This is a genomic window from Pseudomonas sp., assembly GCF_028293835.1.
Classification (GTDB): domain Bacteria; phylum Pseudomonadota; class Gammaproteobacteria; order Pseudomonadales; family Pseudomonadaceae; genus Aquipseudomonas.
Window position 1 is genome coordinate 1 of record NZ_JAQGNX010000108.1, and the last position, 24,470, is coordinate 24,470.

The window sequence follows — 24,470 nt, forward strand, 5'->3', positions numbered from 1 at the left end:
CACGCGCAGTACCTGCCGGCTGAGGGTATACCTGGATGAGTATAGAAAATGGCAGGGGCGGCTGGATTCGAACCAACGCATGGCAGGATCAAAACCTGCTGCCTTACCGCTTGGCGACGCCCCTGTAATTGTTTCACCTGAGTGCCGAGCACTCAGTTCTTAGAACAGCTCTTGCAGCTTGCGATGCAACATCGAAACGTTGCTTCCCTTTGCTACAAACCCTGTAAGGGTCTCTGTTAGAAGGGCCGAGACTTTATCAGCTTCAGCTTTGTTTGGGAAGGCCCCAAACACACAACTTCCAGTTCCGGTTAATTTTGCGTCGACAAATTTGCCTAACAAATTCAAAGCGTTACGAACAGCTGGGTAACGCCTCTCTACAACCGGTTGACAGTCATTTCGACTGTTTCCCTCGAGAACGGGGCGCACTTTAATGGGAGGAGTGTCACGTGTCAACAGTGGATCTGCAAAAATTTCTGCTGTACTTACAGATACTTGCGGCACAAGCACCAGATACCACGGTTCTTCGGGGTTTACAGGGGTCAATATTTCTCCGACACCTTCGGCAAAAGCCGCGTGGCCGCGCACGAAAACCGGCACGTCAGCCCCTAAAGTCAGGCCTAGGGTGGCCAGACGATCTTCATCCCAGCCCAGTTTCCAAAGATGGTTAAGACCCAGCAATGTTGTGGCGGCATCAGAGCTTCCGCCGCCGATTCCACCGCCCATGGGCAAGCGTTTTTCCAGCCAGATGTCTACGCCGAGGCTACAACCGGACTGTTTTTGCAGTGCCCGAGCAGCCTTGACGATCAGATTGCTGTCATGGGGGACGGTGGGAATTTCAGTTTGCAGTCGGATTTCTCCGTCGTCACGCAGGGCAAAGCTGAGTTCATCGCCGTAATCGAGAAACTGAAACAGCGTCTGCAGCTCGTGATAGCCGTCAGCGCGTCGTCCGAGAATGTGCAGCATCAAATTGAGCTTGGCAGGCGCCGGCAGCGTCAGGCGATCTACGTCCATGCTTATTGCCCCAATTTGCGTGGCTGCCAGTCCTTGATCACCAGCGTGACGTCAAGGTCTTGTCCGTGCAGCTTGATGCGTTCGGGCAGCCAGTAGCCGTTCTGCTCTGAATAACTCAGGTATTCGACGTGCCAGTTGTCTTGTTCAAGACTGGCAAGGCGGCTGTCGCCATCGAGGGTCAGCGTGCTTTTGCTGTCGGGGGCGGGGAGGCCGCGCACCCACCAGACCAAGTGCGAGACTGGCAGCTTCCACCCTAGCTGCGCTTGCAGCAGGTCCTCGGGGTTGGTGGCTTCGAAGCGGCCTTGGTTGGCGACTTCCAGGGCGACGGCGCCGGGGCGGCCGGTCAGGCGCGCTGCGCCGCGTCCCAGTGGGCCTGAGAGGCGAATGTCGTAGTAGTCCTGGCGTTGCAACCAGAACAGTGTGCCGCTGCCGGAATCTTTTGGCGCGCGAATGCCCACTTTACCGCTGATTTGCCAGCCATCAAGGCTGCTCAGTTGGGTTTTATGGTCGCGCCATTGCGCGGGGTTGCCTTGGCCCTGCACGGCTTCGCGGTTGGTAAAACCGGCGCAACCGGCGAGCAGGGCAATCAAGCTGAAAACGATAACGTGGCGCAAAAACATAAAATTAAAGAGTCTCGGATCCGGTCAGGCGCCGCACAGTGCTGCGCAGAATTGGGCTGTCAGGTTGCTGTTCAAGGGCTTTGCCCCAGACTTTGCGGGCTTCGCGTTGGTTGCCTTTGGCCCACAATACTTCGCCCAGATGAGCGGCGACCTCGTGGTCAGGGAAGCGTGCCAGCGCCTGGCGTAGCAAGCGTTCGGCCTCGTCAAGATTGCCCAGGCGGTAATTCACCCAGCCAAGACTGTCGAGCACCGCAGGGTCTTCCGGGTTCAAAAGGTGTGCCCGTTCGATCAGCGCTTTAGCTTCGGCATAGCGTGTTGTCCGGTCTGAAAGCGTGTAGCCCAAGGCATTCAGCGCCATGGCGTTGTCCGGCTCTCGTGCGAGGATGGCCCGCAGGTCTTTTTCCATCTGCGCCAGATCGTTGCGTTTTTCAGCCAGCATGGCGCGGGTGTAAAGCAGGTTCAGGTCGTCAGGGTATTGCTTCAGCGCCTGCTCCAGCACTTGCCAGGCATGGTCACCCTGCTTGTTGCTTTCCAGTGTCTCGGCTTCGATCAAATACAGCTGAATCGCGTAGTCCGGCTGGGCGTCACGGGCCGAAGCCAGAAGCTTGGAGGCTTCAGCGGTACGGCCGTGGCTCATTAGAATATCGGCCTGGCGCAGTTGTGCAGGTAAATAATCGTTGCCGGGGCCGACTTGAGCATATTCAGCGAGCGCCTTGTCCGGATCGTTGCGTTCTTCAGCCACTCGACCGAGGTTCAAGTGCGCCGAATCAACGTGGCTGCCGCGACCGATCAAGTCTTCCAGGTAGCCAACGGCTTCATCCCAGGCTTTAGCCTCAAGGCACACCAGCGCTAACGAATAACGCAGTTCGTCGTCGTCCGGAAATTGCTGAACCAGGCTGGAAAACTCAACCTTAGCGTCGTCCATACGGTTTTGTTCGACCAACATTCGCGCGTACGTCAGGCGCAGACGCTTGTCGTCCGGGTATTTTTTGATGCTTTTTTGCAAAAGCGGCATCGCTTCCTTGCCACGGTCCATCCCTTGCAGGATGCGGGCGTGCAGCAGGATCGGTGCGATCTCGCCGTCAGTCGGCGGATTGTCTTCGAGCAGGGTCAATGCCCCTTTGGCATCACCATTTTGTTGGAGCAGCAAGGCTTTGCCGAAGATCAGCTGGCCATTTTTCGGGTATTTCTGCAGCAGACGATCGAAGCTTTTCAGCAGGCCGTTGCGGGTGTCGGCATCGGTTTCCGCGGCAGATAGCGCCAGGAAATCGAAATGCGTGTCGCCTTGACCCTGCAGCACTTTTTCCATGTAGGCCATGGACTCGTCATAGCGCCCGGCCCGCGCCAGCTGGATCGCTGCGGCACGCTGCGCTTCCAGGTTGGACGGGTCGTTCTTCGCCCAGATCAGCGAGGTATCAAGGGCTGCCTGATCGGCGCCCAAGTACTCGGCGATACGAAATGCGCGCTCGGAAATCCCCGGGTCCTGAGTGTTCACGGCCTGGGTGACGTAGTTGTCCAGCGCTATGTCGAAGCGGTTGCGCTGGCCAGCCAACTCCGCCGACAACAGGCTGACAACCGTGTCTTGAGAGAAAGAGCTATAGACCTGCGGTTTGGCGGCAGGCGCGGGTGTCGTGTCTCCAGCCGGAGCAGACGCTCCGGGAGAAACGGGAGCCAGAGCCTGGCAGCCGTTCAAAAAGACAAAGGCGAGAAGTAGCGCGGAGGATCTATTCATATATAGGGGAAGGACGACTTACCTGCGGTCAGATCATCATGACACAAGCCTTGGAGCAAACCCACAGCCCGTGCGAAAACTACTCACCCCGATGTTGCCGTGGGTAAAAACACCCCAAAAAACGGGCATTAAATGGGCAGCTCTATTAGGACAATAGTCTGCGGTGGTTGTTCTGAATCAGACGAAGTAGGACAATTGCCGGCTTCACGTCACCATCAGCGACCTTGAATGGCCTTCCTTGCACTTGGTATTAACCATAAGACTGCTTCAGTCGATGTCCGCGAGCGCGTGGCATTTACCCCTGAGCTGTTGGTTGAGGCCTTGCAGCAGCTCTGCCGTCTCACCGACAGCCGCGAAGCTGCGATCCTCTCGACCTGCAACCGCAGCGAGTTGTACATCGAACACGACCATATCGCCGCCGATTCGATACTGCGCTGGCTGGCCGATTATCATCATTTGAGTCTGGAAGAGCTGCGCGCCAGCGCTTATGTTCACGAGGATGATGCGGCAGTTCGTCACATGATGCGGGTCGCCTCCGGGCTCGACTCGCTGGTGCTGGGCGAGCCGCAAATTCTCGGTCAAATGAAGTCGGCGTACGCCGTTGCACGGGAAGCGGGGACCATCGGGCCTTTGCTCGGTCGACTGTTTCAGGCCACGTTCAACGCTGCTAAACAGGTGCGTACCGACACCGCCATTGGCGAGAACCCGGTGTCGGTGGCGTTTGCCGCCGTTAGCCTGGCCAAGCAGATATTCAGTGACCTACAGCGCAGCCAAGCCCTGCTGATCGGTGCGGGCGAGACCATCACTTTAGTTGCCCGGCACCTGCATGAACTGGGCGTTAAGCGTATTGTGGTCGCCAACCGGACGTTGGAGCGCGCCAGTATTTTGGCCGCAGAGTTCGGTGCCCACGCGGTATTGCTCTCGGACATCCCCGCAGAATTGGTCAACAGCGACATCGTTATCAGCTCCACGGCCAGCCAGTTGCCGATCTTGGGCAAGGGCGCGGTGGAAAGCGCCCTGAAGCTGCGCAAGCACAAACCCATTTTCATGGTCGATATCGCGGTTCCGCGAGATATCGAGCCCGAAGTCGGCGAGCTGGACGACGTTTACCTGTATAGCGTCGATGATCTGCACGAAGTGGTCGCTGAAAACCTAAAAAGCCGCCAGGGCGCTGCGCAAGCAGCTGAGGAACTGGTGAATATCGGCGCGAACGACTTTATGCTGCGTTTGCGTGAGCTGGCTGCAGTGGACGTGCTTAAGGCCTACCGCCAGCAAAGCGAACGCCTGCGCGACGACGAATTGCTCAAAGCCCAGCGCATGCTGGCCAACGGCAGCAGTGCCGAAGACGTTCTGATGCAATTGGCCCGTGGCCTTACCAACAAACTGATGCATGCTCCAAGCGTGCAGTTGAAAAAGCTGACAGCTGAAGGCCGCCTCGATGCGCTGGCCATGGCTCAGGAACTTTTTGCCCTCGGAGAGGGCTCGACGGATAAACCCCCGCAATGAAAGCTTCACTGCTCAATAAGCTGGACATCCTCAATGACCGCTACGAGGAATTGACCGCACTGCTGGGCGATGCCGAAGTCATTTCCGAGCAAAACAGGTTTCGCGCCTATTCCCGGGAATACGCCGAAGTTGAACCGATTGTCGTGACCTATAACCAGTTACTCAAAGTGCTTGGGGACCTTGAAGGTGCGCAAGCGCTGCTTAAGGACAGCGACCCGGACATGCGCGAAATGGCTGGCGAAGAAGTTCGCGAGGCCAAGGCGCAATTGATTGAGCTCGAAGGGCAGTTGCAACGCATGTTATTGCCCAAAGACCCGAATGACGGGCGCAACGTGTTCCTGGAAATTCGTGCCGGTACCGGGGGGGACGAAGCCGCGATATTTTCGGGTGATCTGTTCCGCATGTATTCGCGTTACGCCGAGCGTCGCGGTTGGCGGGTGGAAATTCTTTCGGAAAATATTGGCGAGCATGGCGGCTTCAAAGAAGTCATTGCTCGGGTCGAAGGCGAAAATGTCTATGGCAAGTTGAAATTCGAGTCCGGTGCGCACCGTGTTCAGCGCGTTCCAGAGACCGAATCCCAGGGCCGTATTCATACCTCTGCCTGTACCGTGGCGGTATTGCCCGAGCCAGACGAGCAGCAAGTCATCGAAATCAATTCGTCTGATTTACGCGTAGACACCTACAAATCCTCGGGCGCGGGTGGGCAACACGTCAACAAAACCGATTCGGCAGTACGCATTACTCACTTGCCGACGGGTATTGTAGTGGAGTGCCAGGAAGAGCGTTCCCAGCACAAGAATCGCGCACGGGCGATGTCCTGGCTGTCAGCGAAGCTCAACGATCAGCAAACCAGCGCCGCTGCCAATGCAATCGCCAGTGAGCGTAAGCTGTTGGTGGGCTCCGGCGACCGTTCCGAGCGAATTCGCACCTATAATTTCCCTCAGGGACGGGTCACGGATCATCGTGTCAACTTGACGCTGTATTCCCTTGATGAAGTTTTGGCGGGCGGGGTCGATGCAGTGATAGAGCCGCTTTTAGCTGAGTATCAGGCCGACCAACTTGCGGCATTAGGTGAGTAAATGACGATTATTGCCAGCTTGTTAAGAGGCGCCGAGCTTCCTGATTCCCCCACCGCGCGTCTGGACGTGGAGTTATTACTGGCCGCCGCGCTGGGTAAACCGCGGAGTTTCCTGCACACGTGGCCCGAACGTATTGTCAGCACCGAAGCGGCCCTGATGTTCGCGTCCTACCTGCAGCGTCGAAGAACCGGTGAACCCGTGGCCTACATCCTGGGTCAGCAGGGCTTCTGGAAACTCGACCTTGAGGTCGCTCCGCACACACTGATCCCGCGTCCCGATACCGAGTTGCTGGTTGAGGTCGCGCTGGAATTGCACGCAGCGACGCCATCGCAAGCGCCGGTCACGGTGCTCGACCTCGGCACGGGCACTGGGGCGATTGCCTTGGCCTTGGCACACGACCGTTCCTTCTGGGACGTGACGGCTGTGGATCGAGTGCCTGAAGCCGTCGCCCTGGCCGAGCGCAACCGTCATCGGCTGCACCTGGACAACGCCACGGTGCTGAACAGCCACTGGTTCAGCGCCCTGGAAGGACGACGTTTCGACCTGATCGTTAGCAATCCACCTTACATAGCCTCTGCCGATCCGCATCTGGTGGAGGGGGACGTTCGTTTCGAACCGAGCAGCGCTCTGGTAGCGGGCGTCGATGGCTTGGACGACATACGTTTGATCATCGCCCAGGCCCCACGCCACCTCGAGGTCGACGGCTGGTTGTTGCTCGAACATGGTTACGACCAAGCCGCCGCCGTGCGCGATCTGATGGCCAGTCAAGGGTTCGAGCGTGTACAAAGCCGCATGGACCTAGGCGGTCACGAACGCATTACCCTCGGGCGTCGTCATGCTGACTGACGCGGAACTGTTGCGTTACAGCCGGCAGATTTTGTTACAGCACGTGGATATCGCGGGCCAACTACGCCTCAAAGCCAGCCGCGCATTGATCGTAGGCCTCGGCGGCCTCGGTTCGCCAGTCGCCTTATATTTGGCGGCGGCCGGGGTGGGCGAATTGCACCTGGCCGACTTCGACACCGTGGACGCGACCAATCTGCAACGGCAGATCATCCACGACAGCCACAGCGTCGGAAAGAGCAAAGTCGATTCGGCCATGAAGCGCCTGAGCGCCATCAACCCCGACGTGAAACTGACCGCTCATCGCAGCGCGTTGGACGCTGACAGCCTGGCAGCGGCGGTCGATGCGGTGGACCTGGTGCTGGACTGCTCTGATAACTTCGGCACCCGTGAAGCGGTCAACGCTGCTTGCGTTGCAGCCCAGAAACCGTTGGTCAGTGGCGCAGCGATTCGTTTGGAGGGGCAGTTGTCGGTGTTTGATTCGCGACGTGCTGATAGCCCGTGTTATCACTGCCTTTATGGCCATGGCAGCGAAGACGAATTGACCTGCAGCGAAGCCGGAGTCATCGGTCCCTTGGTGGGAATGGTCGGCAGCCTGCAAGCGTTGGAAGCACTGAAGCTGTTGGCAGGTTTTGGCGAGCCCATGGTCGGGCGCTTGTTGTTGATCGATGCGTTAACCAGCCGCTTCCGGGAGCTGCGAGTCAAGCGCGACCCCGCGTGCAGCGTGTGCGGCGGCACTGCCCATGACTAAAGCCAGCGAAGCGCCCATTGGAGTCTTTGATTCCGGCGTGGGAGGTTTATCGGTCCTGAGTGAAATTCACAGTCTGTTACCCAATGAATCGCTGCTGTACGTGGCCGATTGCGGCCATATTCCTTATGGCGAAAAAACCCCGGAATTCATTCGCCAGCGCTGTGCGATCATTGCTGAGTTTTTTCATGCCCAAGGCGCCAAAGCCTTGGTCTTGGCGTGCAATACCGCAACGGTGGCCGGCGTCGCTGATTTGCGCGAACGTTACCCTGACTGGCCCATCGTCGGCATGGAGCCTGCGGTCAAACCGGCTGCGGCGGCGACTCGCAGTGGCATCGTTGGCGTATTAGCGACCACCGGCACCCTGCAGAGCGCAAAGTTCGCCGCGTTACTCGACCGATTTGCCGCTGATGTGCACGTTATCACTCAACCCTGTCCGGGACTGGTCGAGCTGATTGAGACCGGTGATTTGGTCAGCCCCACCATTCGCAACCTGCTTCGCGGTTATGTCGAACCCCTGCTGGCGGCGGGCTGCGACACCATTATTCTAGGCTGCACGCACTATCCCTTCCTTAAACCCTTGCTGCGGGAAATGATCCCGAACTCAATCAGCTTGATTGATACCGGTAGCGCGGTGGCACGTCAGCTCCAGCGTTTGCTGAGCCAGCGCCAGCTGTTGGCAGACGGGCCCGCTCTGGAATCACGGTTCTGGACCAGCGCCTCCCCAGAAACTTTCAGAAACATCTTGCCCTTGCTATGGCAAAAAACTGCCAATGTGCGATTCTTCGCTCTGTAAGAATTGTGTCAAGGCGGCGCGGGAAAAAACGTGGAACTATTGCCCGGCCGGGGATTTCTATTAAAAGTCTGTCCGCTAAAAATAAATTCCTGAAACGTTATGCAAATAGGGTGTTTCTGATGAAGCGACTGTTTTGTTTGGCTGCGATTGCGGCCGCATTAATGGGGCAAAGCGTTATTGCTAACGCGGCGGGTCTTGAATTGTCAGTCGGCGAGACCGGCGAATCGACGCAGACCTATCGCCTGGGCGTGCAGTTTGATTGGGATAAAAGTTGGTTCCAGACGGACGTCGGACGTCTGACCGGATACTGGAACGGCGCTTACACGTACTGGTCCGGTGACAAATCTTCAGGTAACAATAGCCTGTCCTTCTCACCGGTATTTGTTTACGAATTCGGCTCGGCGAGCATTAAACCGTACGTGGAAGCGGGTATTGGCGTGGCAGTATTTTCAAGCACCCGGGTAGAAGACCAGAAGTTAAGCACGGCTTTTCTATTTGAAGACCGGGTAGGGTTTGGTTTGCGCTTCAACAATGGACATGAAGTCGGCATTCGTGCGACGCATTATTCCAACGGCGGAATCAAAGAACCGAATTCCGGTGTAGAAAGCTACGCGCTGCATTACACCGTACCGTTCTAGGGTTTAACACTGCAACTGTGGGAGCGAACTTGTTCGCGAGGCGGCGTGCCTGACACACCGAGGGCAACCTTTCGCCAACACGTTGGTTCCCGCAGGTTTGGCGGTATCTTTTACCGATACGCGGTGGCGATCCCGCGGCGTTCGTTCAAGCAATCGTCTGCTCCCGTTTCGAACTCGCGGCAAATCAGCGGACGCTTTTCATAAATCGTGCACATCATCGTGTTGCGATCCAACGCCGCACACCAGCCGTCGTCCAGACGCAACATCACCTCGCCACCCCAATCGTCCGTATCGATATAACGTTCAGGCACGCCCGTGTCGGTGATCAGCATCACTTCCAGTTGGCAACAGCAGGCGGCACAGGTCGAGCACGTAATGGCCGGTTCTGCAGGAATTTGAGTCAAGGGAATGTTGGTGGTGTTCATAGGCGCGCAGTGTATGCCGTTGTGTGACACTCGTGTGAATGCAGCGACAAAACACCACGTTCGTCAACGGTCGCAACGCTTCATCTTTTTAGCCAGGCGCTGCAACAGCGGAAACTACCTCGCCCAGATAATCCCCAGCAGCACCACGCTCGGGCCAAAGCCCCAGCCTCGGGTGAAAAGCGCCGATGAGCTATGCAGCCGCTGTACGACGCGCCGTTCACAGCGATTCCCCAAACGCCTGAGCCACGCGCAGACCGCTGATCACGCCGTCTTCATGAAAGCCGTTGGCCCAATAAGCGCCGCAATAATAGGTGTGTTGTGACCCCAGCAATTCATCCCAGCGAGCTTGTGCGGCGACTGTGCTCAGGCTGTATTGCGGATGGGCGTAGCAGTAGCGGGCGAGGATTTTGCTCGGGTCGATGGCGGCCGTCTGGTTTAAGCTGACGCAAAAACGTGTGTCGGATTTCAAGCCTTGCAAGATGTTCATGTCATAGGTCACGGCCGCCAAATGCTGCCTGTCGCCGCTGACGCGATAATTCCAGCTGGCCCAGGCCAATGGCCGCTTCGGTAACAGTCCGATGTCGGTGTGCAGTACTACGTCGTTGTCGGCATAGGGCAGAGCGCCAAGGATCTCTTGCTCGGCCACGCTCGGTTGCGCCAGCGTCTGCAGGGCTTGGTCGCTGTGGCAGGCAAACACCACCCGGTCGAACAGCTCGCTGCCGACTGCGCTGTGAATTACCACGCCTTGCTCATCACGCTCGACCCGGCTGACCGGGCAATTAAGGCGGATTTTGTCGCGGAACGAAGCGGTCAGCGGCTCGATGTAGCGGCTTGAACCGCCCTCGACGACGCACCATTGCGGTCGATTATTGACCGAGAGCAAACCGGGGTTTTTAAAGAACCGCACGAAAAACTGCAGTGGAAAGCTCAGCATGTCGGTCAGCGACATCGACCAGATCGCAGCGCCCATGGGCACGATGTAATGCTCGGTAAAGCGCCGACCGTAGCCGCCGTCTTTCAGGTACGCGCCCAAGGTGATGTCGGCCGCAATTCGCTGACTGTGAAGGTCGTCCAGCGCCTCACGGTTGAAGCGCAGAATGTCACGCAACATCAGCCAAAACGAAGGTGACCAGAGGTTGCTGCGCTGAGCGAACAGGCTGTTGAGGGAACTCCCGTTGTACTCAAACCCGGAGCGGGGATCGCAAACCGAGAAGCTCATTTCTATGGCTTTGTACGAAACGCCCAAGGTGCGCAGCAACCGAATGAAGTTGGGATAAGTCCAGTCATTGAAAACGAAAAACCCGGTATCAATGGCGTATTGGGTCCCGTCCCCGGTGATATTCACGGTATGCGTATGGCCGCCAACCCGGTCTGCGGCTTCAAAGACAGTGATTTCGTGGCGACGATTGAGCAGATACGCGGTGGTTAAGCCGGATATACCACTGCCAATGATCGCAATTTTCATAAGGCGCCCTTTTCCGTGCTCGATGAGCGAGCCATGCGTTTGCCAAGGGCCAGTTGCGGGCGTTTAGGCAACATCGCCATGAACCGCTGACCGAGAATGACCGGCGCAGGGAACGCGATTTCCAGCGCCCGGTGCGAGCGATGCAGGTGTTGGGCGAAGCAGCGCAGAAAATCACTCATGGAGCCCCGCTCCCGGTTGCCGGTGGGGCAGACTTCTAAAAGCAGCCAGCGCTCGTACGCGACTCTTGCCTAGATCCACGATGGGTTTCGGATAGTCGGCCACGCCGAACAAGCCAGCGGTGGCTGCCGGGTTATGAATTTCTTTTTTTGTCAGGTCGGCAAGTTCCGGCAGCCAGTGCTTGAGAAAGCGGCCGTCACCGTCAAATCGCTCTGATTGGCTGAGCGGGTTGAAAATCCGAAAGTACGGGGCGGAATCGGTACCGGTCGAAGAACTCCACTGCCAGCCACCGTTGTTGGCCGCCAAGTCGCCGTCGATAAGATGCTGCATGAAAAAACGCTCGCCGAGACGCCAGTCGATCAACAGATTTTTGGTCAGAAACATCGCCACGACCATGCGCAACCGGTTATGCATCCAGCCGGTATCGAGCAATTGGCGCATGGCGGCATCGATGATAGGTAAGCCGGTGCGTGCTTCTTGCCAGGCGGCCAAATCATCCGGTGCATGGCGCCATTGCACTGCTTCGGTTTCAGCCCGGAACGCGCGGTGCCGTGATACGCGAGGGTAGCCGGCCAGGATGTGTTTGTAGAATTCGCGCCACAGCAACTCATTAATCCACGTCACCGCGCCGAGCTTGCCGGTTTCAAACTCGCCGCCATTGCTTTGTAGGGCCGCATGCAGGCATTGGCGCGGCGAAATTATTCCCGCTGCCAAATAAGCCGATAATTGACTGGTGCCTGGCTTGGCCGGAAAGTCGCGCTCGCTGTCGTAATAATTTATTTGTTCGTCAGTGAAGGCGTTCAGGCGCCGAAAAGCTTCGTCTTCCCCGGCTGGCCACAGCGCGCGCAGGGCTTCAGTCGGGGTGGCAAAGCCGCCCACTGAACTCGGTACGGTGTCGCTTTTAATCGTCAGTGCAGTCTGGGCTTTGGGGCGCGTCACCAATTTTGGCAGCGACTGATGCAGTCGTGCGTAGCAGACCTTACGAAATTGGCTATACACCTGGAAATAGTTACCGGACTTAGTCAGCACGCTGCCAGGGTTAAAAAACAATTGATCCAGGTAGTGGTGGAAATGCACGCCGGCATCTTGCAGCGTTTCGCTTACTGCACGATCACGGGTCGTCTCGTTGATACCGTATTCATCATTGACGTGCAGGGCGTCAATCTTATGTTGCTTGCATACCTCCAGCAGTACCCCGGCCGCCTGGCCCCACGTGTCTGCATGGCGGATCAACAGCGGCACATTCAATGCGCCCAAGGTCTTGCTGACTTCGACCAAGTTACGCAACCAGAAGTCGACCTTGCAGGCCGCATCGTCATGGGCTTGCCATTGTGCGGGGCTGATCAGGTACACCGCGATGGTCGGGCCGCTACCCATGGCGGCGCTCAAGGCGGTGTTGTCATGCAGGCGCAGGTCGCTGCGCAGCCAAACCAGTTGCATAGTCATTCCTCAAATAACCCCGAGCGTGTGCAGTGCGGCTTGGGCTGTAAGGGGACCCTCGGCAAGCGTCAACCCTTGGATCTCGGTAATAGATACCGACAGCTCAGCGCAATGGATGCGTACCGTTGGTCCGGTAATCAATTTAGGGCAGGCGATGTTGGCCAGCAGCTTGGGCAACTGGCTCAGGTTCAATGCTTTGCTGGAATACAGCAGCAGCCCCCTAGCTTTCAGGTATTCCACGGCCAGAGACAATTCGCCAACGGGCAGCGGCCAGTCGAAAACTTCCACCGGACAATTAGCGCTGCTGATGAGCCAGGCGGTCAGCCACAGGTGCGGCTCCAGCGGTAGGTCAGACTGGTTCACCAGCAGCAGGGGTGCGCCGCTGAGTTGGCGGTTGTTGTAATAAATCCGCGCGCCAAGCTTGCTGCGCAGCCAGGAATAGAAAAATACCCGCTCCAGGTGTGCACCGAATTGCCCTTGCCAGCGCCGCTCCAGTTCGGCCAGTAACGGCAATAAAAGCTGTTCGCAAAGGGTGCGGGGTGGGTACAGCGACATCGCCTGATTAAAGGTTTCATCCACCTTGCGTTCAGCCAACTGGCTGATGGCTTGTAGCAGGGCCTGACGCAAGTCGTCCCAGTCATTTTCTGGATTACTGAACACGGGTTGTGGCGCATCGAGCAGGTGCTTGACTTGACTGACTGACACACCCCGATCGAGCCATTTGAGGATCGCTAGAATCCGTTCCACGTGTTCCGCCGAGTACAGGCGGTGACCTTTGGGTGTGCGCTGCGGCACGATTAATCTGTAGCGTCGCTCCCACGCGCGTAGCGTGACGGCGTTGACCCCGGTTAGCCGGGCCACTTCGCGAATCGGCAGCCAGCCTTGCTTTAGTGCCAGTAAGTAATCGGCGCCGTCGGGCTCGGGCCGGGTGTCGGGTGTGTCGCCGGCCAGAGTTGTCATGAGCTAGATCGCATTGCGCAGGCTGAGATTTTCCGGGTGCGGCTGCAGATAAACCTGCTGGGTAAGGTAGGGGTCCGGATGCTGGCGCAAGTGATGTTTGAGCAGGGTAAGCGGCACGATCAAAGGCACAACGCCGCGTTGGTATTGGGCAATCAGCCGTTGCATTTCCTGACGGTCATGTTGGCTCATGGTCTTTTTGAAATACCCATTGAGGTGTTGCAAGACGTTGGTATGTGTACCCCGAGTCGCGCATCTCTTTAGAGCGCTCATCAATTGGCTGAAATAACGAGGACCGATCTCGTTAGGATCGGCTTTGGCCATGGAGCCGAGCATTCTCCCTAGCGCTCTGTACTGCGCCGGGCTGTTCGCCATGAGTTGGTATTTGTAGCGCGCGTGAAAGCCCATCAGCCCGCGGCGGGTCAGCCCTGTGCTGACCAACGCCTGCCAGTCGGCATAGGTAAGCACTCGCGTGATGAAGTTTTCCCGGAGTACCGGATCATTCAGGCGCCCGTCTTCTTCAACCGGCAAATCGGGTTGGCTCGCGCAGAATGCCTGGGCGTAGATGCCGCGGCCAACCGGCGCAGGAAGGCCGTTGTCCTGATAGACCTTTACCCGTTCGAGGCCGCACGACGGCGATTTCTGCATAAAAATATAGCCGCATACATCGTTCATTTGTGCGGCCATGTGCGCGCCATATTCAGCCAGTGGCTGGGTCACGTTCAAATCGCTGTGGACACTGCCGATGGCTTGCGGAGCGTCTGCATCACCGACCAGGCGAATGGCTTCTCTCGGAATGCTCATGCCGATGGCGACTTCAGGACACGCCGGAACGAAGTCGAAATATTCACTTAGGGTTTGGGTGCACAAAAGCGATTGCTTGTGCCCGCCGTTGAAACGTACCTCAGCACCCATCAGGCAGGCGCTTATTCCGAGCTTGGGTTTGCTGATGGCAGTGGTGTTGGTCATGACAAACCTCTGATCCATACCTATACAGAGATAAATTTTCTGTATAGCTTTTGATCATCATAGGTTCGATGCTATACAAGTCAAACGGTTTGTATAACTTTTGTCACGTATCTAACAAATTGAAAACTTAACGGCCCCATGCAAGGGCGCAGCAACAGGGGCAATCGGTTATTGCCAGCCAATATGCCATGCCTCGGCGTTTCCGATTCATTCCAAGTGTTCAAGCAGCCGGCGGGCCGCCTCTTGACCGCTGAGCCAGGCACCCTCGACCCGGCCCGACAAGCACCAGTCGCCACACACATACACACCGAGATCGGGGTCCGACAACGATCCCCATTCATGCGCCCCGGCCGGCCGTGCGTAGAGCCAGCGGTGGGCCAGGGTGAAGGCCGGCGCCGGCATCGCGCAGTCAACCAACTCGGCAAAGGCGCCATGGAGCTGCTCGATCACATCTTCTTTCGAAAGGTCCAGATGCTGCTTGCTCCAGTCACTGGTAGCGTGCAGCACCCAGGTATCGAGGTTACTTGCACGTCCCGGTTTACTTCGGTTGCGGGCCAGCCAGTCAAGCGGACTGTCCTGCACGAAGCAGCCTTCCATGGGGGTTTGCAGCGGCGTCTCAAAGGCCAGCGCGACTGCCCAGGTGGGGTCCATTTTCACCCCGGCAACAATGCTGGCGAGTTTCGGCGCGGCGGCGAGCAGGGTGGTGGCTTGCGGCGCGGGCAGGGCGATCACTACGTGACTGAACGGACCGTGGGTAACACCGTCAGCGTCCTGCAGGCTCCAGTGATGTTTGCCGCGATACACCTCGGTAATCCGGCAGGAGAATGTCACCGGCAGGTCGCCCCGCATGGCCCGGGTAATGGCGCTCATGCGCGGGTTGCCAACCCAGCGGGTCTGTTCGTCCGGCGATGGGCTGAGCCTGCCTGCATGGTAGTTATAGAGCTGAGGCGTCCACACCGCGACATGGCCGTTGGCTTGCCATTGCTGCACGATTTCTACGAAGCGGCGATCACGGGCAGTAAAGTATTGCGCGCCCATGTCTAGAACACCCGCATCGCTGCGCTTGCTCGACATTCGGCCGCCACTGCCGTGGCTTTTATCGAAGAGGTGGACGGGATGCCCTGCGCTATGAAGCGCCTGGGCAGCTGAGAGTCCGGCGATGCCGGTACCGATGATTGCGATAGGTACAGTCATAGGGGCCTCGTTTACCTTGTTTGCACAGACTACGCCGTAGTTAAAACCTGTACAATATTGTTTTTCGGTATAACTTGCTGCCTCGTGCACATTCAGTAATTCGTTGGAGTGAGTGTGGTCCTTGAACGGGGTTCTTCAACTACTCCAATGGACAGTGCCCGAACAGTCAGCGCGTGGTGCACTCAGTCGTGGCCTATGGTTGAGTCAGGGCGGTCGATGAGCGATGGCTCCAACCACCTCCGTGGCACGAAAGCGGAAGGTGGTAATCAATAGACTAACGATTTGCGGCTAACGCCACGCGAGGAGCGCGTCATGCATATTTTGCTGACCGGCGGTACTGGTTTGATAGGACGTCAACTGTGCAGATACTGGTTGGCACAAGGTCATCGGCTTACGGTCTGGAGCCGTCGGCCCACTGAGGTCGCCAGGCTGTGTGGTGATTCGGTGCGCGCTGTCGCCTCGTTGGATGAGATAGGCACCGAGCCTGTCGATGGGGTAATCAATCTCGCCGGCGCACCCATCGCTGACCGGCCCTGGACGCGTAAACGCAAAGCGCTGTTGTGGGAAAGTCGCATCGGCCTTACCGAGCAATTACTCGCCTGGCTGGAGCGCCGCGAGCAAAAACCGTCGGTATTGATTTCCGGGTCAGCCGTTGGCTGGTATGGCGACGGCGGTGAGCGTGAACTGAATGAGCAGGCGTTACCGGTCGCTCTGGATTTTGCCAGTCGCTTGTGTGACGCCTGGGAAGAAACTGCGCAGCGCGCCGAGGCCGTGGGCATTCGCGTGGTCCTGGTACGTACGGGTTTGGTGCTAGCCCCCGATGGCGGTTTTCTGCAGCGGCTGTTGTTGCCGTTCAAGCTCGGCCTCGGCGGGCCCATTGGCAGTGGTCGGCAATGGATGCCATGGATTCATGTGCAAGACCAAATCGGCTTGATTGATTTTTTGTTGAACCGGGCTGAATCCCAAGGTCCCTATAATGCTTGCGCGCCGCAGCCGGTGCGCAATATCGAATTCGCCAAAACCCTGGCTGGCATTTTACACCGGCCCTCATTCATGCCCCTACCGGCGCTGCCGCTAAAAATGCTGCTGGGCGAAATGTCGCTGTTACTGTTGGGTGGCCAGCGCGCTCACCCTCTTCGGTTGCAGGAAGCAGGCTTCACCTTTCAATTTACTGATTTGAACGCGGCGCTGGTCGATGTGCTGAGCCGCCACTGACAAAGGAAGTTGCATGACCGATCACGCGCTGTTGCTGGTCAATCTAGGTTCACCGGCTTCAACCAAGGTGGCGGATGTCCGAAGCTACCTGAATCAGTTCTTGATGGACCCTTACGTGATCGATGTGCCGTGGCCGGTGCGGCGGTTGCTGGTGTCGCTGATTCTGATCAAGCGTCCGGAACAGTCTGCCCATGCCTACGCTTCGATCTGGTGGGAGCAGGGTTCGCCGCTGGTGGTGTTAAGCCAGCGCTTGCAACAGGCCATGGTCAAAGAGTGGACGCAAGGCCCGGTCGAATTGGCCATGCGCTATGGCGAGCCATCGATTGGGACCGTGCTGACTCGTTTGGCCGCACGCGGCATTCAAAAAGTGACGCTGGCGCCCCTGTATCCGCAGTTCGCTGACAGCACCGTGACCACGGTGATCGAGGAAGCGAAGCGAGCGGTGAAGGCCAAGTCGTTGAACATTCAATTTTCGTTGCTGCAGCCTTTTTACGATCAGCCTGAATACCTTGACGCACTGGTGGAAAACGCTCGACCGCATTTGCAGCAGGCCCATGATCATTTGCTACTGAGCTTTCATGGTTTGCCGGAGCGCCACCTGCACAAGCTGGACCCTACGGGCGATCATTGCTTCAAGGGCGCCGACTGCTGCCAAACCGCTTCGCCTGAGGTTATTGCCACCTGCTATCGGGCTCAGTGCTTACGTACCGCCAAGCTGTTTGCCGAGCGCCTGGGTTTGGCCGATGGCAAATGGTCCGTGTCGTTCCAGTCTCGATTGGGTCGTGCAAAATGGATTGAACCGTACACCGAAGCGCGTCTTGCGGTCCTGGCGCAGGAAGGCGTGAAAAAAATCCTGGTCATGTGCCCGGCATTTGTCGCGGACTGCATCGAGACCCTGGAAGAAATCGGTGATCGCGGTAAAGAACAATTCCGTGATGCAGGGGGCGAGGAGTTGGTGTTGATACCCTGCCTGAATGATGATCCACACTGGGCGGCGGCGCTGAATACCCTGTGTGCGCGTGCGCCGGTGATGTTGTAGGCCCTGTTTTGAACCTGAAGGAGCTGCCGAAGGCTGCGATAGGCCGGGGTCGCGAACGACCGGCACCCGTTCAGCGGTATAACGAGGGCGACCGGTTCCCGGTCGAATTGCAGCCTTCGGCAGCTCCTACAGATTATTTTTTCAGTCAATAAGTTATTCGTTGTTTGATAAGAGCCAACCCGTTGGCGAGGCGATATACCTGACACACCCTGTCAAGCCTCTCGCCAACCAGTTGCCTCCTACAGATATCCGGCGGTATCGGCAGCGCAATCCTGCTCTACACCATCTCCTCCAGTTTCTTCTTGTGCTTCCAGCTGTCATTCCCCGGCAGCAGCAGGTTCAAGCCAATCGCTACTACCGCGCACAAGGCAATGCCTTTGAGCCCGAAGTCATCAGGCCCGGTGCCGGTGCCGATCAGTACACCGCCGATGCCGAAGACCAGTGTCACCGACACAATCACCAGGTTGCGTGCTTCGGCGAGGTCGACCTTGTGGCGGATAAGCGTATTCATGCCCACCGCAGCAATCGAACCGAACAGCAGGCAAAGAATTCCGCCCATTACCGGAACCGGAATGCTTTGCAGCAACGCGCCGAACTTGCCGATGAACGCCAGGCTAATGGCGAATATCGCCGCCCAGGTCATGATTTTCGGGTTGTAGTTTTTGGTCAGCATCACCGCTCCGGTGACTTCGGCATACGTTGTGTTCGGCGGTCCGCCAAACAGACCGGCCACGGTGGTGGCGATACCGTCCCCCAATAAGGTGCGATGCAGTCCCGGCTTTTTCAGGTAATCACGACCGGTCACGCTGCCTACCGCAATCACGCCGCCAATGTGCTCAATGGCTGGAGCCAAGGCCACTGGGACGATGAACAAAATAGCCTGCCAGTTGAATTCGGGTGCTGTGAATTTCGGCAGGGCAAGCCAAGGCGCTGCGGTGATTTTCGCCACATCCACCACGCCGAAATAGAACGCCAGAGCAAACCCGACCAGTACCCCGGAAATAATCGGCACCAGACGGAATATCCCACGCCCAAACACCGCGACGATCACCGTGGTCAACAAGGCCGGCATCGAGATCCACATCGCGATGTGATACGGAATCAGTTCCGCGCCATCACCGCCTTTGCCCATCGCCATGTTGGCGGCAATGGGCGCCATTGCCAGGCCGATTGAAATGATCACCGGACCGATCACCACCGGCGGCAACAGCCGATCAATAAAGCCGGTGCCTTTGATCTTCACCGCAAGCCCGAGAAAGGTATAAACGAACCCGGCAGCCATGATCCCGCCCATGGTCGCCGCAAGGCCAAACTGACCTTTGGCGAGAATGATCGGCGTGATAAAGGCAAAGCTTGAAGCCAGGAATACCGGCACCTGGCGCCCGGTGACCACCTGAAAACACAGCGTCCCAAGCCCGGCCGTAAACAGCGCGACGTTCGGATCGAGCCCCGTAATCAAAGGCATCAACACCAAGGCGCCGAACGCCACGAACAGCATTTGCGCGCCCGACAGCACCGTGCGCCAGAGTGGGTCGTTGAACTCATCCGACTTCATCACGCGTCCTTCTGCTTGGTACCGAATATCTTGTCACCGGCATCGCCCAGGCCCGGAATAATGTAGCCGTGTTCGTTCAGGCGTTCGTCAATGGAGGCGGTGTAAATCATCACGTCGGGGTGCGCTTTGTCCACCGCGGCGATGCCTTCAGGCGCCGCAACCAGAACCATGGCGCGGATTTCCTTGCAGCCAGCCCGCTTCAGCAAGTCAATGGCCGCAACCATCGAATTGCCGGTTGCCAGCATCGGGTCGATAATCATCGCCAGACGCTCATTGATCTCCGGCACCAGTTTTTCCAGATAGGTGTGGGCTTGCAATGTCTCTTCGTTGCGCGCCAGGCCGACCGCGCTGACCTTGGCGCCCGGAATCAAGCTGAGTACGCCGTCGAGCATGCCGATACCTGCGCGTAAAATAGGCACAACAGTGATTTTCTTGCCGGCGATTTTTTCCACCGACACCGTCCCGGCCCAGCCTTGGATGTCATAGCTTTCCAACGGCAGGTCTGCAGTTGCTTCGTACGTCAGCAGTGCACCGACCTCCTGAGCCAGTTCACGAAAGTTCTTCGTGCTGATGTCAGCGCGACGCATCAGGCCGAGCTTGTGGCGGATCAGCGGATGGCGGATCTCACGGATAGGCATAAGGAAAGACTCCGACGGGGGGCAAAAAAACGGCCTAGATTAATCTATTCAACTGTTACTGTCCGGTACGTTAGTTCAGAAATGCTTGCTCTGACCGAAGCGGATGGGTACCTTTGCCCGCTTTTCTTCCACCGCCCCCATCTGGAGAGCGTCATGTCTGCTGATCTCGAGCACATTCGTCAAATCATGCGCGAAGCTGATTGCCTGTACACCGAAGCTGAAGTCGAGACGGCGATTGCCCGTCTAGGCACCGAGATCAATGCCAAGCTGGCTGACACCAACCCTGTGGTGTTCTGCGTCATGAATGGTGGCCTGATCTTCACCGGCAAACTGCTCACGCACCTGGACTTCCCGCTGGAAGCGTCATACTTGCACGCTACCCGCTACCGCAATCAAACCTCGGGCGGTGATCTGTTCTGGAAAGCCAAGCCCGAAGTTTCGTTCATCGATCGCGACGTGCTGATCATCGATGACATCCTCGACGAAGGTCATACCCTCGGCGCAATCATCGATTTTTGCAAACACGCAGGCGCTCGCGCCGTGCACACTGCCGTGCTGATCGATAAAGACCACGACCGCAAGGCTCGCCCGGATTTGAAAGCAGACTTCGTCGGCCTGCCGTGCATCGACCGTTATATCTTCGGTTACGGCATGGATTACAAAGGCTACTGGCGCAACGCTGCCGGAATTTATGCGGTAAAAGGCATGTAGGTTGTTATGGGCTTTTAAGCGCGACCGAATGACATGCGCGTTGAGCACCGAGGCGGGCGAGGGGTAAACTGCCCGCCCGTGAAATGTCCGCGAATCAGTTGGAGTCAGCAGCAATGCGTAAAGATAAAAGGCATGTGATTGGCGATGAGATCGGCGACGAGCAGATCAAACTGTTTCTCGACTTCGAGCCGGTTGACGCCACCTCACCGTCGCTGCACAAGCTGATCAAGGCTTACCGTGGCCTGCGGGTCAACGATTTTGAGCGCTTTCTGGTGTTCTTCCTTGAAGCTGGCCTGGACCTTGACGGTAAAGACGAGCACGGCCAGGATTTCATCGCGCTGATCAAGGATCAGCGTAATGCCGAGGAATACATCGAGCTGGTCGAAAAAGCCCGCAATTAAGTGCCTTCAATAGACGCCTGCAATGGGCGTCTATGTAATCTACAGCCAATAACCTATCTAACTATGTATGTAGCCGCTGCAGACAATCAAATGTAGATACTACAGGCTACAAGCTGATTCGGTCTTTTCCTACCGGTCGTAGTTCTTGTCAGCCAAGGTGAAAATGTTTCTTTGCGTCATACTGGTTACTGCACACCCATTGTGTATTAACGGCTGTTCTGGATTCATTCAGCCTCGCTGTTGCCTGTCGGACAGGCCTATCATTAAATGGAATTAAAATGAAAATGATTAACGTAACTACTGTGCTCGCTGTCTGTTTTGGCAGCTTCGTCGGTGTGGCGTCTATGGCCCATGCTGTTCAGCCGATCATCATTGATATAGAGGTGCATAACGACTTGGCCGACACCCTCCAGCTAACGTCGGCCAGTTGGTCATTGGGTGATTCCTCTCCTTCGGATTTTGCCATTATGGGCAATGCCCTGGCGTCAATGGGTCTTCCCTCTGCAAATGAAAGGAAAGGCCAGGTCGCGTTTAGTTACTCGACTCCCAACGGAAAATCTTGCCTTTTCTCCACAGGCCATGACATCAAACAGTCGTTTGGTTGGTTTAAGCCGATTGAAACTCCGATTCAATGGGCGAAGGGTAAATCCCAGGGTGCGTTTCTTGCCGCCTGTAGCGGTACCGTCCTCAGTAATGTGCCGGGGAAAGGGTATAAAGTTAAATTTGTGATGGAATAATAGCCCCGTGTAAAAACGGCCTCCAGTAAATGCTTATTTAAAAAAATGCCCCGCTCTTCGCAAAGCGGGGCATTCTTTTATCACCGTTTCAGAACAGCTGCTTATGCATCAAGCAAAGCTTTCTGTTTCGCTGCTGATCTCGACCAGCTCCAGGCTTTCGTTGTTCGCACTGTTGATGTGCGCATACAACTCGGCGTCGGTTTCCAGTACTTTTTCCCGGGCCGGGAAAATTTCATTCAGCTTGGCGGCCCATTCGTTGCGAGCCTTGTCCGGGAAGCAACGTTCGATCAGGTCCAGCATGATCGACACGGTGACCGAGGCACCCGGAGATGCGCCCAGCAGCGCAGCCAGCGAACCGTCTTTGGACGAAACCAGCTCAGTGCCAAATTGCAGGACACCGCCTTTCTTCGAATCTTTCTTGATGATCTGAACCCGTTGACCGGCAACTTCAAGACGCCAGTCCTCGGCTTTAGCCTCTGGGTAGAAGCGGCGCAGCGACTCAAGACGCTGTTCCATCGACTGCATCACTTCGCTGACCAGATACTTGGTCAGGTCCATGTTGTCGCGGGCTACTGCGAGCATCGGGCCAATGTTGGCCGCGCGCACCGACAGTGGCAGGTCCATGAAAGAACCGTGCTTGAGGAACTTGGTGGTGAAACCGGCGTACGGTCCGAACAACAGGGACGTATTGCCGTCGACAACGCGAGTGTCCAAATGCGGAACCGACATCGGTGGCGAACCAACCGCAGCCTGGCTATACACCTTGGCCTGGTGACGCTTGACCACTTCCGGGTTGTCGCAACGCAGCCATTGGCCACTGACCGGAAAACCACCGAAACCCTTGCTTTCCTCGACGCCCGACATTTGCAACAACGGCAATGCCGCGCCGCCCGCACCGAGAAATACGAACTTGGCCTCGACTTCTCGGGTATTACCGGAGTTGACGTCTTTGATGCTCACGCTCCAACCCTGACCTTTGCGGGTCAGACCGGTAACGCGTTTGCAGTATTTAACCTGCGCATCCGGGGTGGTGGAGAGGTGCTTGAGCAACTGGTTAGTCAGCGCGCCGAAATTCACATCGGTGCCCTTCATCACACGAGTGGCGGCGATGGGCTCATCGGCTGGCCGGCCCGGCATCATCAGCGGCATCCACTCAGCCAGCCTGGCTTTGTCTTCGGTGTATTCCATGGCCGAAAAAGCGTGATGCTTATGCATCGCTTCAAAACGCGCCTTAAGGAACGACACGCCCTCTTCACCCTGAACGAAACTCAGGTGCGGCACAGGGCTGATAAAGGATTTCGAGGAGCCGAAGGTGCCTCTTCTGGTCATGTATGACCAAAACTGCTTCGACACTTCAAACTGGGTGTTGATGTGCACCGCTTTTTTAATGTCGATAGAGCCATCAGCCGCTTGCGGCGTGTAGTTCAGCTCACACAGGCCCGCATGGCCGGTGCCGGCGTTATTCCACGGATTGGAACTCTCCGCAGCGCCGGAATCCATCAGCTCAACGACTTCCAGCGTGAGGCTGGGGTCGAGCTCTTTGAGCAGCACTGCCAGGGTGGCACTCATGATGCCTGCCCCAACCAGTACCACATCAACTGCTTCGTTATGCGCCATTAACGCGTCTCCAAAATCTGCAGCACCAAATTGACGGCATACGACCCCGAGGTCTGTTGCCAAGCGTTATCAGGGCGTGTATCCGATGGGCCGCCGATAATGTTTGGCCAGGGTCGCCATGTCCGATTCTTCGCAATTTTTTGCATCTTCAGCGGACGCCAACCACCGGGCTTTGAGCGAGTATGAACTCACTTTCAAGCTCGACTGGCAATTCGACTATCGTCAAGGCATCCGTTTGTGCAACCAAATCCGTAGTGGACAGGCTTCAGACTCCGGTCACGGAGACTGCGCAGCAGCGGTCGGCCCCGTATAAAGGGGCTGGGTCAGACGTTAATGGTGCATGTACAAACGCATAACTATTCATTTGCTCGCCACACTCTTGTGAAGTAGTGAAAACCCGTTTTTTTCACGCTCTTTTGGAAACGTGAACCTCAAAAAAGAACCGATGCAAATGCGGGTTCTGGCAGACCGGATGTAAGCAAAGTGCTGCTGCCGGGCAAAAATCATCGAAAAAAACTCGAAGGGTTCGGCGCCGGGTCAGCGAGCAAAAATGCTTGCAAATGACCTGTGTGGGCGGCTCTCTGTGGGCGGTGCGGGGAGCTAATACGAGGTATTAGCGATGCTGCGAGGCCCGATCAGGAGACGTCCTTATAATCGGGGGAAGATTATAGCGATGAAACGAAAGAAATTGATCTTATTAAGTGACTTTTATTAGCTGCGAGATCAGAGCGTCATTACCGCCCTCGAGCCAAACGTCGCTTGTGGCCCGACGCTGCCGGCTCTGTCGGGCAGCGGCCGATTTAGCCAGCTTGGGCAGCTTTCGTCGATTTCTACCCAGCCAGCCGCCTTCGGTGCGGTAGCGCAACGGCGAAAGGCGCGGCATATCCCGGAGTTGTCCAGGTACACGTACTGCCGATGCTTGCTGTGAAAGGTGAACAATGACAAAAGAAAATTCAT

The 24,470-nt window shown here is 56.9% G+C and carries 25 protein-coding genes and 1 tRNA gene; 11 read left to right on the top strand and 15 right to left on the bottom strand.

All coding sequences use genetic code 11. The annotated features are described in order from the left end of the window. Nucleotides 1-49: 49 nt before the first annotated feature. The 4 genes from JWR17_RS15635 to JWR17_RS15650 all read right to left on the bottom strand — a co-directional run bounded on the left by JWR17_RS15635 (nt 50) and on the right by JWR17_RS15650 (nt 3,363). A tRNA-Gln gene (locus JWR17_RS15635) sits at nt 50-124 on the bottom strand. Nucleotides 125-159: 35 nt separating this feature from the next. Then, entirely contained in the window at nt 160-1,011 is an 852-nt protein-coding gene (ispE, locus tag JWR17_RS15640) for a 4-(cytidine 5'-diphospho)-2-C-methyl-D-erythritol kinase (protein WP_299832835.1), read from the bottom strand. Between the two features lie 2 nt (nt 1,012-1,013). Further along, complete coding sequence (gene lolB, locus JWR17_RS15645) at nt 1,014-1,631, bottom strand: lipoprotein insertase outer membrane protein LolB (protein ID WP_299832836.1); 618 nt, start codon at nt 1,629-1,631, stop codon at nt 1,014-1,016. A 4-nt stretch (nt 1,632-1,635) separates the two neighbouring features. Further along, entirely contained in the window at nt 1,636-3,363 is a 1,728-nt protein-coding gene (locus JWR17_RS15650; protein WP_299832837.1) for a tetratricopeptide repeat protein, read from the bottom strand. Between the two features lie 228 nt (nt 3,364-3,591). Here JWR17_RS15650 and hemA point away from each other — a divergent pair, with 228 nt between their 5' ends. From hemA to JWR17_RS15680, 6 genes are all read left to right on the top strand, one after another. After that, nucleotides 3,592-4,869 carry a glutamyl-tRNA reductase gene (hemA, locus tag JWR17_RS15655; RefSeq protein WP_299832838.1) on the top strand — a complete coding sequence of 426 codons (1,278 nt, stop codon included), beginning with the start codon at nt 3,592-3,594 and terminating at the stop codon, nt 4,867-4,869. Further along, nucleotides 4,866-5,948: a peptide chain release factor 1 gene (gene prfA, locus JWR17_RS15660; RefSeq protein ID WP_299832839.1), complete on the top strand. Its 1,083-nt coding sequence runs from the start codon at nt 4,866-4,868 to the stop codon at nt 5,946-5,948. Before hemA ends, prfA begins: the two co-directional genes overlap by 4 nt. Further along, entirely contained in the window at nt 5,949-6,794 is an 846-nt protein-coding gene (gene prmC / locus JWR17_RS15665) for a peptide chain release factor N(5)-glutamine methyltransferase (RefSeq protein ID WP_299832840.1), read from the top strand. Continuing rightward, nucleotides 6,784-7,542, top strand: a complete 759-nt coding sequence (locus tag JWR17_RS15670; RefSeq protein ID WP_299832841.1) for a molybdopterin-synthase adenylyltransferase MoeB — start codon at nt 6,784-6,786, stop codon at nt 7,540-7,542. Before prmC ends, JWR17_RS15670 begins: the two co-directional genes overlap by 11 nt. Then, nucleotides 7,535-8,335: a glutamate racemase gene (murI, locus tag JWR17_RS15675; protein WP_299832842.1), complete on the top strand. Its 801-nt coding sequence runs from the start codon at nt 7,535-7,537 to the stop codon at nt 8,333-8,335. The genes JWR17_RS15670 and murI overlap by 8 nt, the downstream gene beginning before the upstream one ends. 119 nt (nt 8,336-8,454) lie before the next feature. Further along, entirely contained in the window at nt 8,455-8,973 is a 519-nt protein-coding gene (locus JWR17_RS15680) for an acyloxyacyl hydrolase (protein WP_299832843.1), read from the top strand. Nucleotides 8,974-9,083: 110 nt separating this feature from the next. On the opposite strand, the gene JWR17_RS15685 is transcribed toward JWR17_RS15680, so the two are convergent. The 7 genes from JWR17_RS15685 to JWR17_RS15715 form a co-directional block, all read right to left on the bottom strand. Next, nucleotides 9,084-9,398 (bottom strand): YkgJ family cysteine cluster protein, encoded by a 315-nt coding sequence (locus tag JWR17_RS15685; RefSeq protein ID WP_299832844.1) that lies wholly within the window; start codon nt 9,396-9,398, stop codon nt 9,084-9,086. A 217-nt stretch (nt 9,399-9,615) separates the two neighbouring features. Beyond that, complete coding sequence (locus JWR17_RS15690) at nt 9,616-10,863, bottom strand: FAD-dependent oxidoreductase (RefSeq protein WP_299832846.1); 1,248 nt, start codon at nt 10,861-10,863, stop codon at nt 9,616-9,618. Continuing rightward, entirely contained in the window at nt 10,860-11,042 is a 183-nt protein-coding gene (locus JWR17_RS15695; protein WP_299832847.1) for a hypothetical protein, read from the bottom strand. Before JWR17_RS15695 ends, JWR17_RS15690 begins: the two co-directional genes overlap by 4 nt. Further along, complete coding sequence (gene phrB / locus JWR17_RS15700) at nt 11,035-12,480, bottom strand: deoxyribodipyrimidine photo-lyase (protein WP_299832848.1); 1,446 nt, start codon at nt 12,478-12,480, stop codon at nt 11,035-11,037. Before phrB ends, JWR17_RS15695 begins: the two co-directional genes overlap by 8 nt. 9 nt (nt 12,481-12,489) lie before the next feature. Next, a complete protein-coding gene (locus JWR17_RS15705) occupies nt 12,490-13,440 on the bottom strand; it encodes a MerR family transcriptional regulator (protein ID WP_299832849.1) in 951 nt (316 codons plus the stop codon). A 3-nt stretch (nt 13,441-13,443) separates the two neighbouring features. Beyond that, nucleotides 13,444-14,406 carry a DUF523 and DUF1722 domain-containing protein gene (locus JWR17_RS15710; RefSeq protein WP_299832850.1) on the bottom strand — a complete coding sequence of 321 codons (963 nt, stop codon included), beginning with the start codon at nt 14,404-14,406 and terminating at the stop codon, nt 13,444-13,446. Nucleotides 14,407-14,613: 207 nt separating this feature from the next. Next, complete coding sequence (locus JWR17_RS15715) at nt 14,614-15,600, bottom strand: NAD(P)/FAD-dependent oxidoreductase (RefSeq protein WP_299832851.1); 987 nt, start codon at nt 15,598-15,600, stop codon at nt 14,614-14,616. A 312-nt stretch (nt 15,601-15,912) separates the two neighbouring features. Here JWR17_RS15715 and JWR17_RS15720 point away from each other — a divergent pair, with 312 nt between their 5' ends. Together JWR17_RS15720 and hemH are read left to right on the top strand one after the other, a co-directional pair. After that, nucleotides 15,913-16,815, top strand: coding sequence for a TIGR01777 family oxidoreductase (locus JWR17_RS15720; RefSeq protein WP_299832852.1), 903 nt, complete (start codon nt 15,913-15,915; stop codon nt 16,813-16,815). A gap of 13 nt (nt 16,816-16,828) precedes the next feature. After that, nucleotides 16,829-17,854 (top strand): ferrochelatase, encoded by a 1,026-nt coding sequence (hemH, locus tag JWR17_RS15725; RefSeq protein WP_299832853.1) that lies wholly within the window; start codon nt 16,829-16,831, stop codon nt 17,852-17,854. Nucleotides 17,855-18,131: 277 nt separating this feature from the next. Here the strand turns inward: hemH and JWR17_RS15730 are convergent, their stop codons facing one another. After that, nucleotides 18,132-19,409: a uracil-xanthine permease family protein gene (locus tag JWR17_RS15730; protein ID WP_299832854.1), complete on the bottom strand. Its 1,278-nt coding sequence runs from the start codon at nt 19,407-19,409 to the stop codon at nt 18,132-18,134. Next, nucleotides 19,409-20,047: a uracil phosphoribosyltransferase gene (upp, locus tag JWR17_RS15735; protein ID WP_299832855.1), complete on the bottom strand. Its 639-nt coding sequence runs from the start codon at nt 20,045-20,047 to the stop codon at nt 19,409-19,411. Before upp ends, JWR17_RS15730 begins: the two co-directional genes overlap by 1 nt. A 153-nt stretch (nt 20,048-20,200) precedes the next feature. On the opposite strand from upp, the gene JWR17_RS15740 reads away from it, so the two are divergent. The 3 genes from JWR17_RS15740 (at nt 20,201) to JWR17_RS15750 (ending at nt 21,896) form a co-directional block, all read left to right on the top strand. Next, the gene (locus JWR17_RS15740; RefSeq protein WP_299832856.1) at nt 20,201-20,758 is read left to right on the top strand and encodes a hypoxanthine-guanine phosphoribosyltransferase; all 558 of its coding nucleotides are present in this window, start codon (nt 20,201-20,203) and stop codon (nt 20,756-20,758) included. 113 nt (nt 20,759-20,871) lie between these two features. Beyond that, nucleotides 20,872-21,159: a PA4642 family protein gene (locus JWR17_RS15745; RefSeq protein WP_299832857.1), complete on the top strand. Its 288-nt coding sequence runs from the start codon at nt 20,872-20,874 to the stop codon at nt 21,157-21,159. A 278-nt stretch (nt 21,160-21,437) separates the two neighbouring features. Further along, complete coding sequence (locus JWR17_RS15750) at nt 21,438-21,896, top strand: hypothetical protein (RefSeq protein WP_299832859.1); 459 nt, start codon at nt 21,438-21,440, stop codon at nt 21,894-21,896. 108 nt (nt 21,897-22,004) lie between these two features. Here the strand turns inward: JWR17_RS15750 and mqo are convergent, their stop codons facing one another. Further along, nucleotides 22,005-23,513, bottom strand: a complete 1,509-nt coding sequence (mqo, locus tag JWR17_RS15755) for a malate dehydrogenase (quinone) (protein WP_299832860.1) — start codon at nt 23,511-23,513, stop codon at nt 22,005-22,007. 723 nt (nt 23,514-24,236) lie between these two features. Then, a complete protein-coding gene (locus tag JWR17_RS15760) occupies nt 24,237-24,470 on the bottom strand; it encodes a hypothetical protein (RefSeq protein WP_299832861.1) in 234 nt (77 codons plus the stop codon).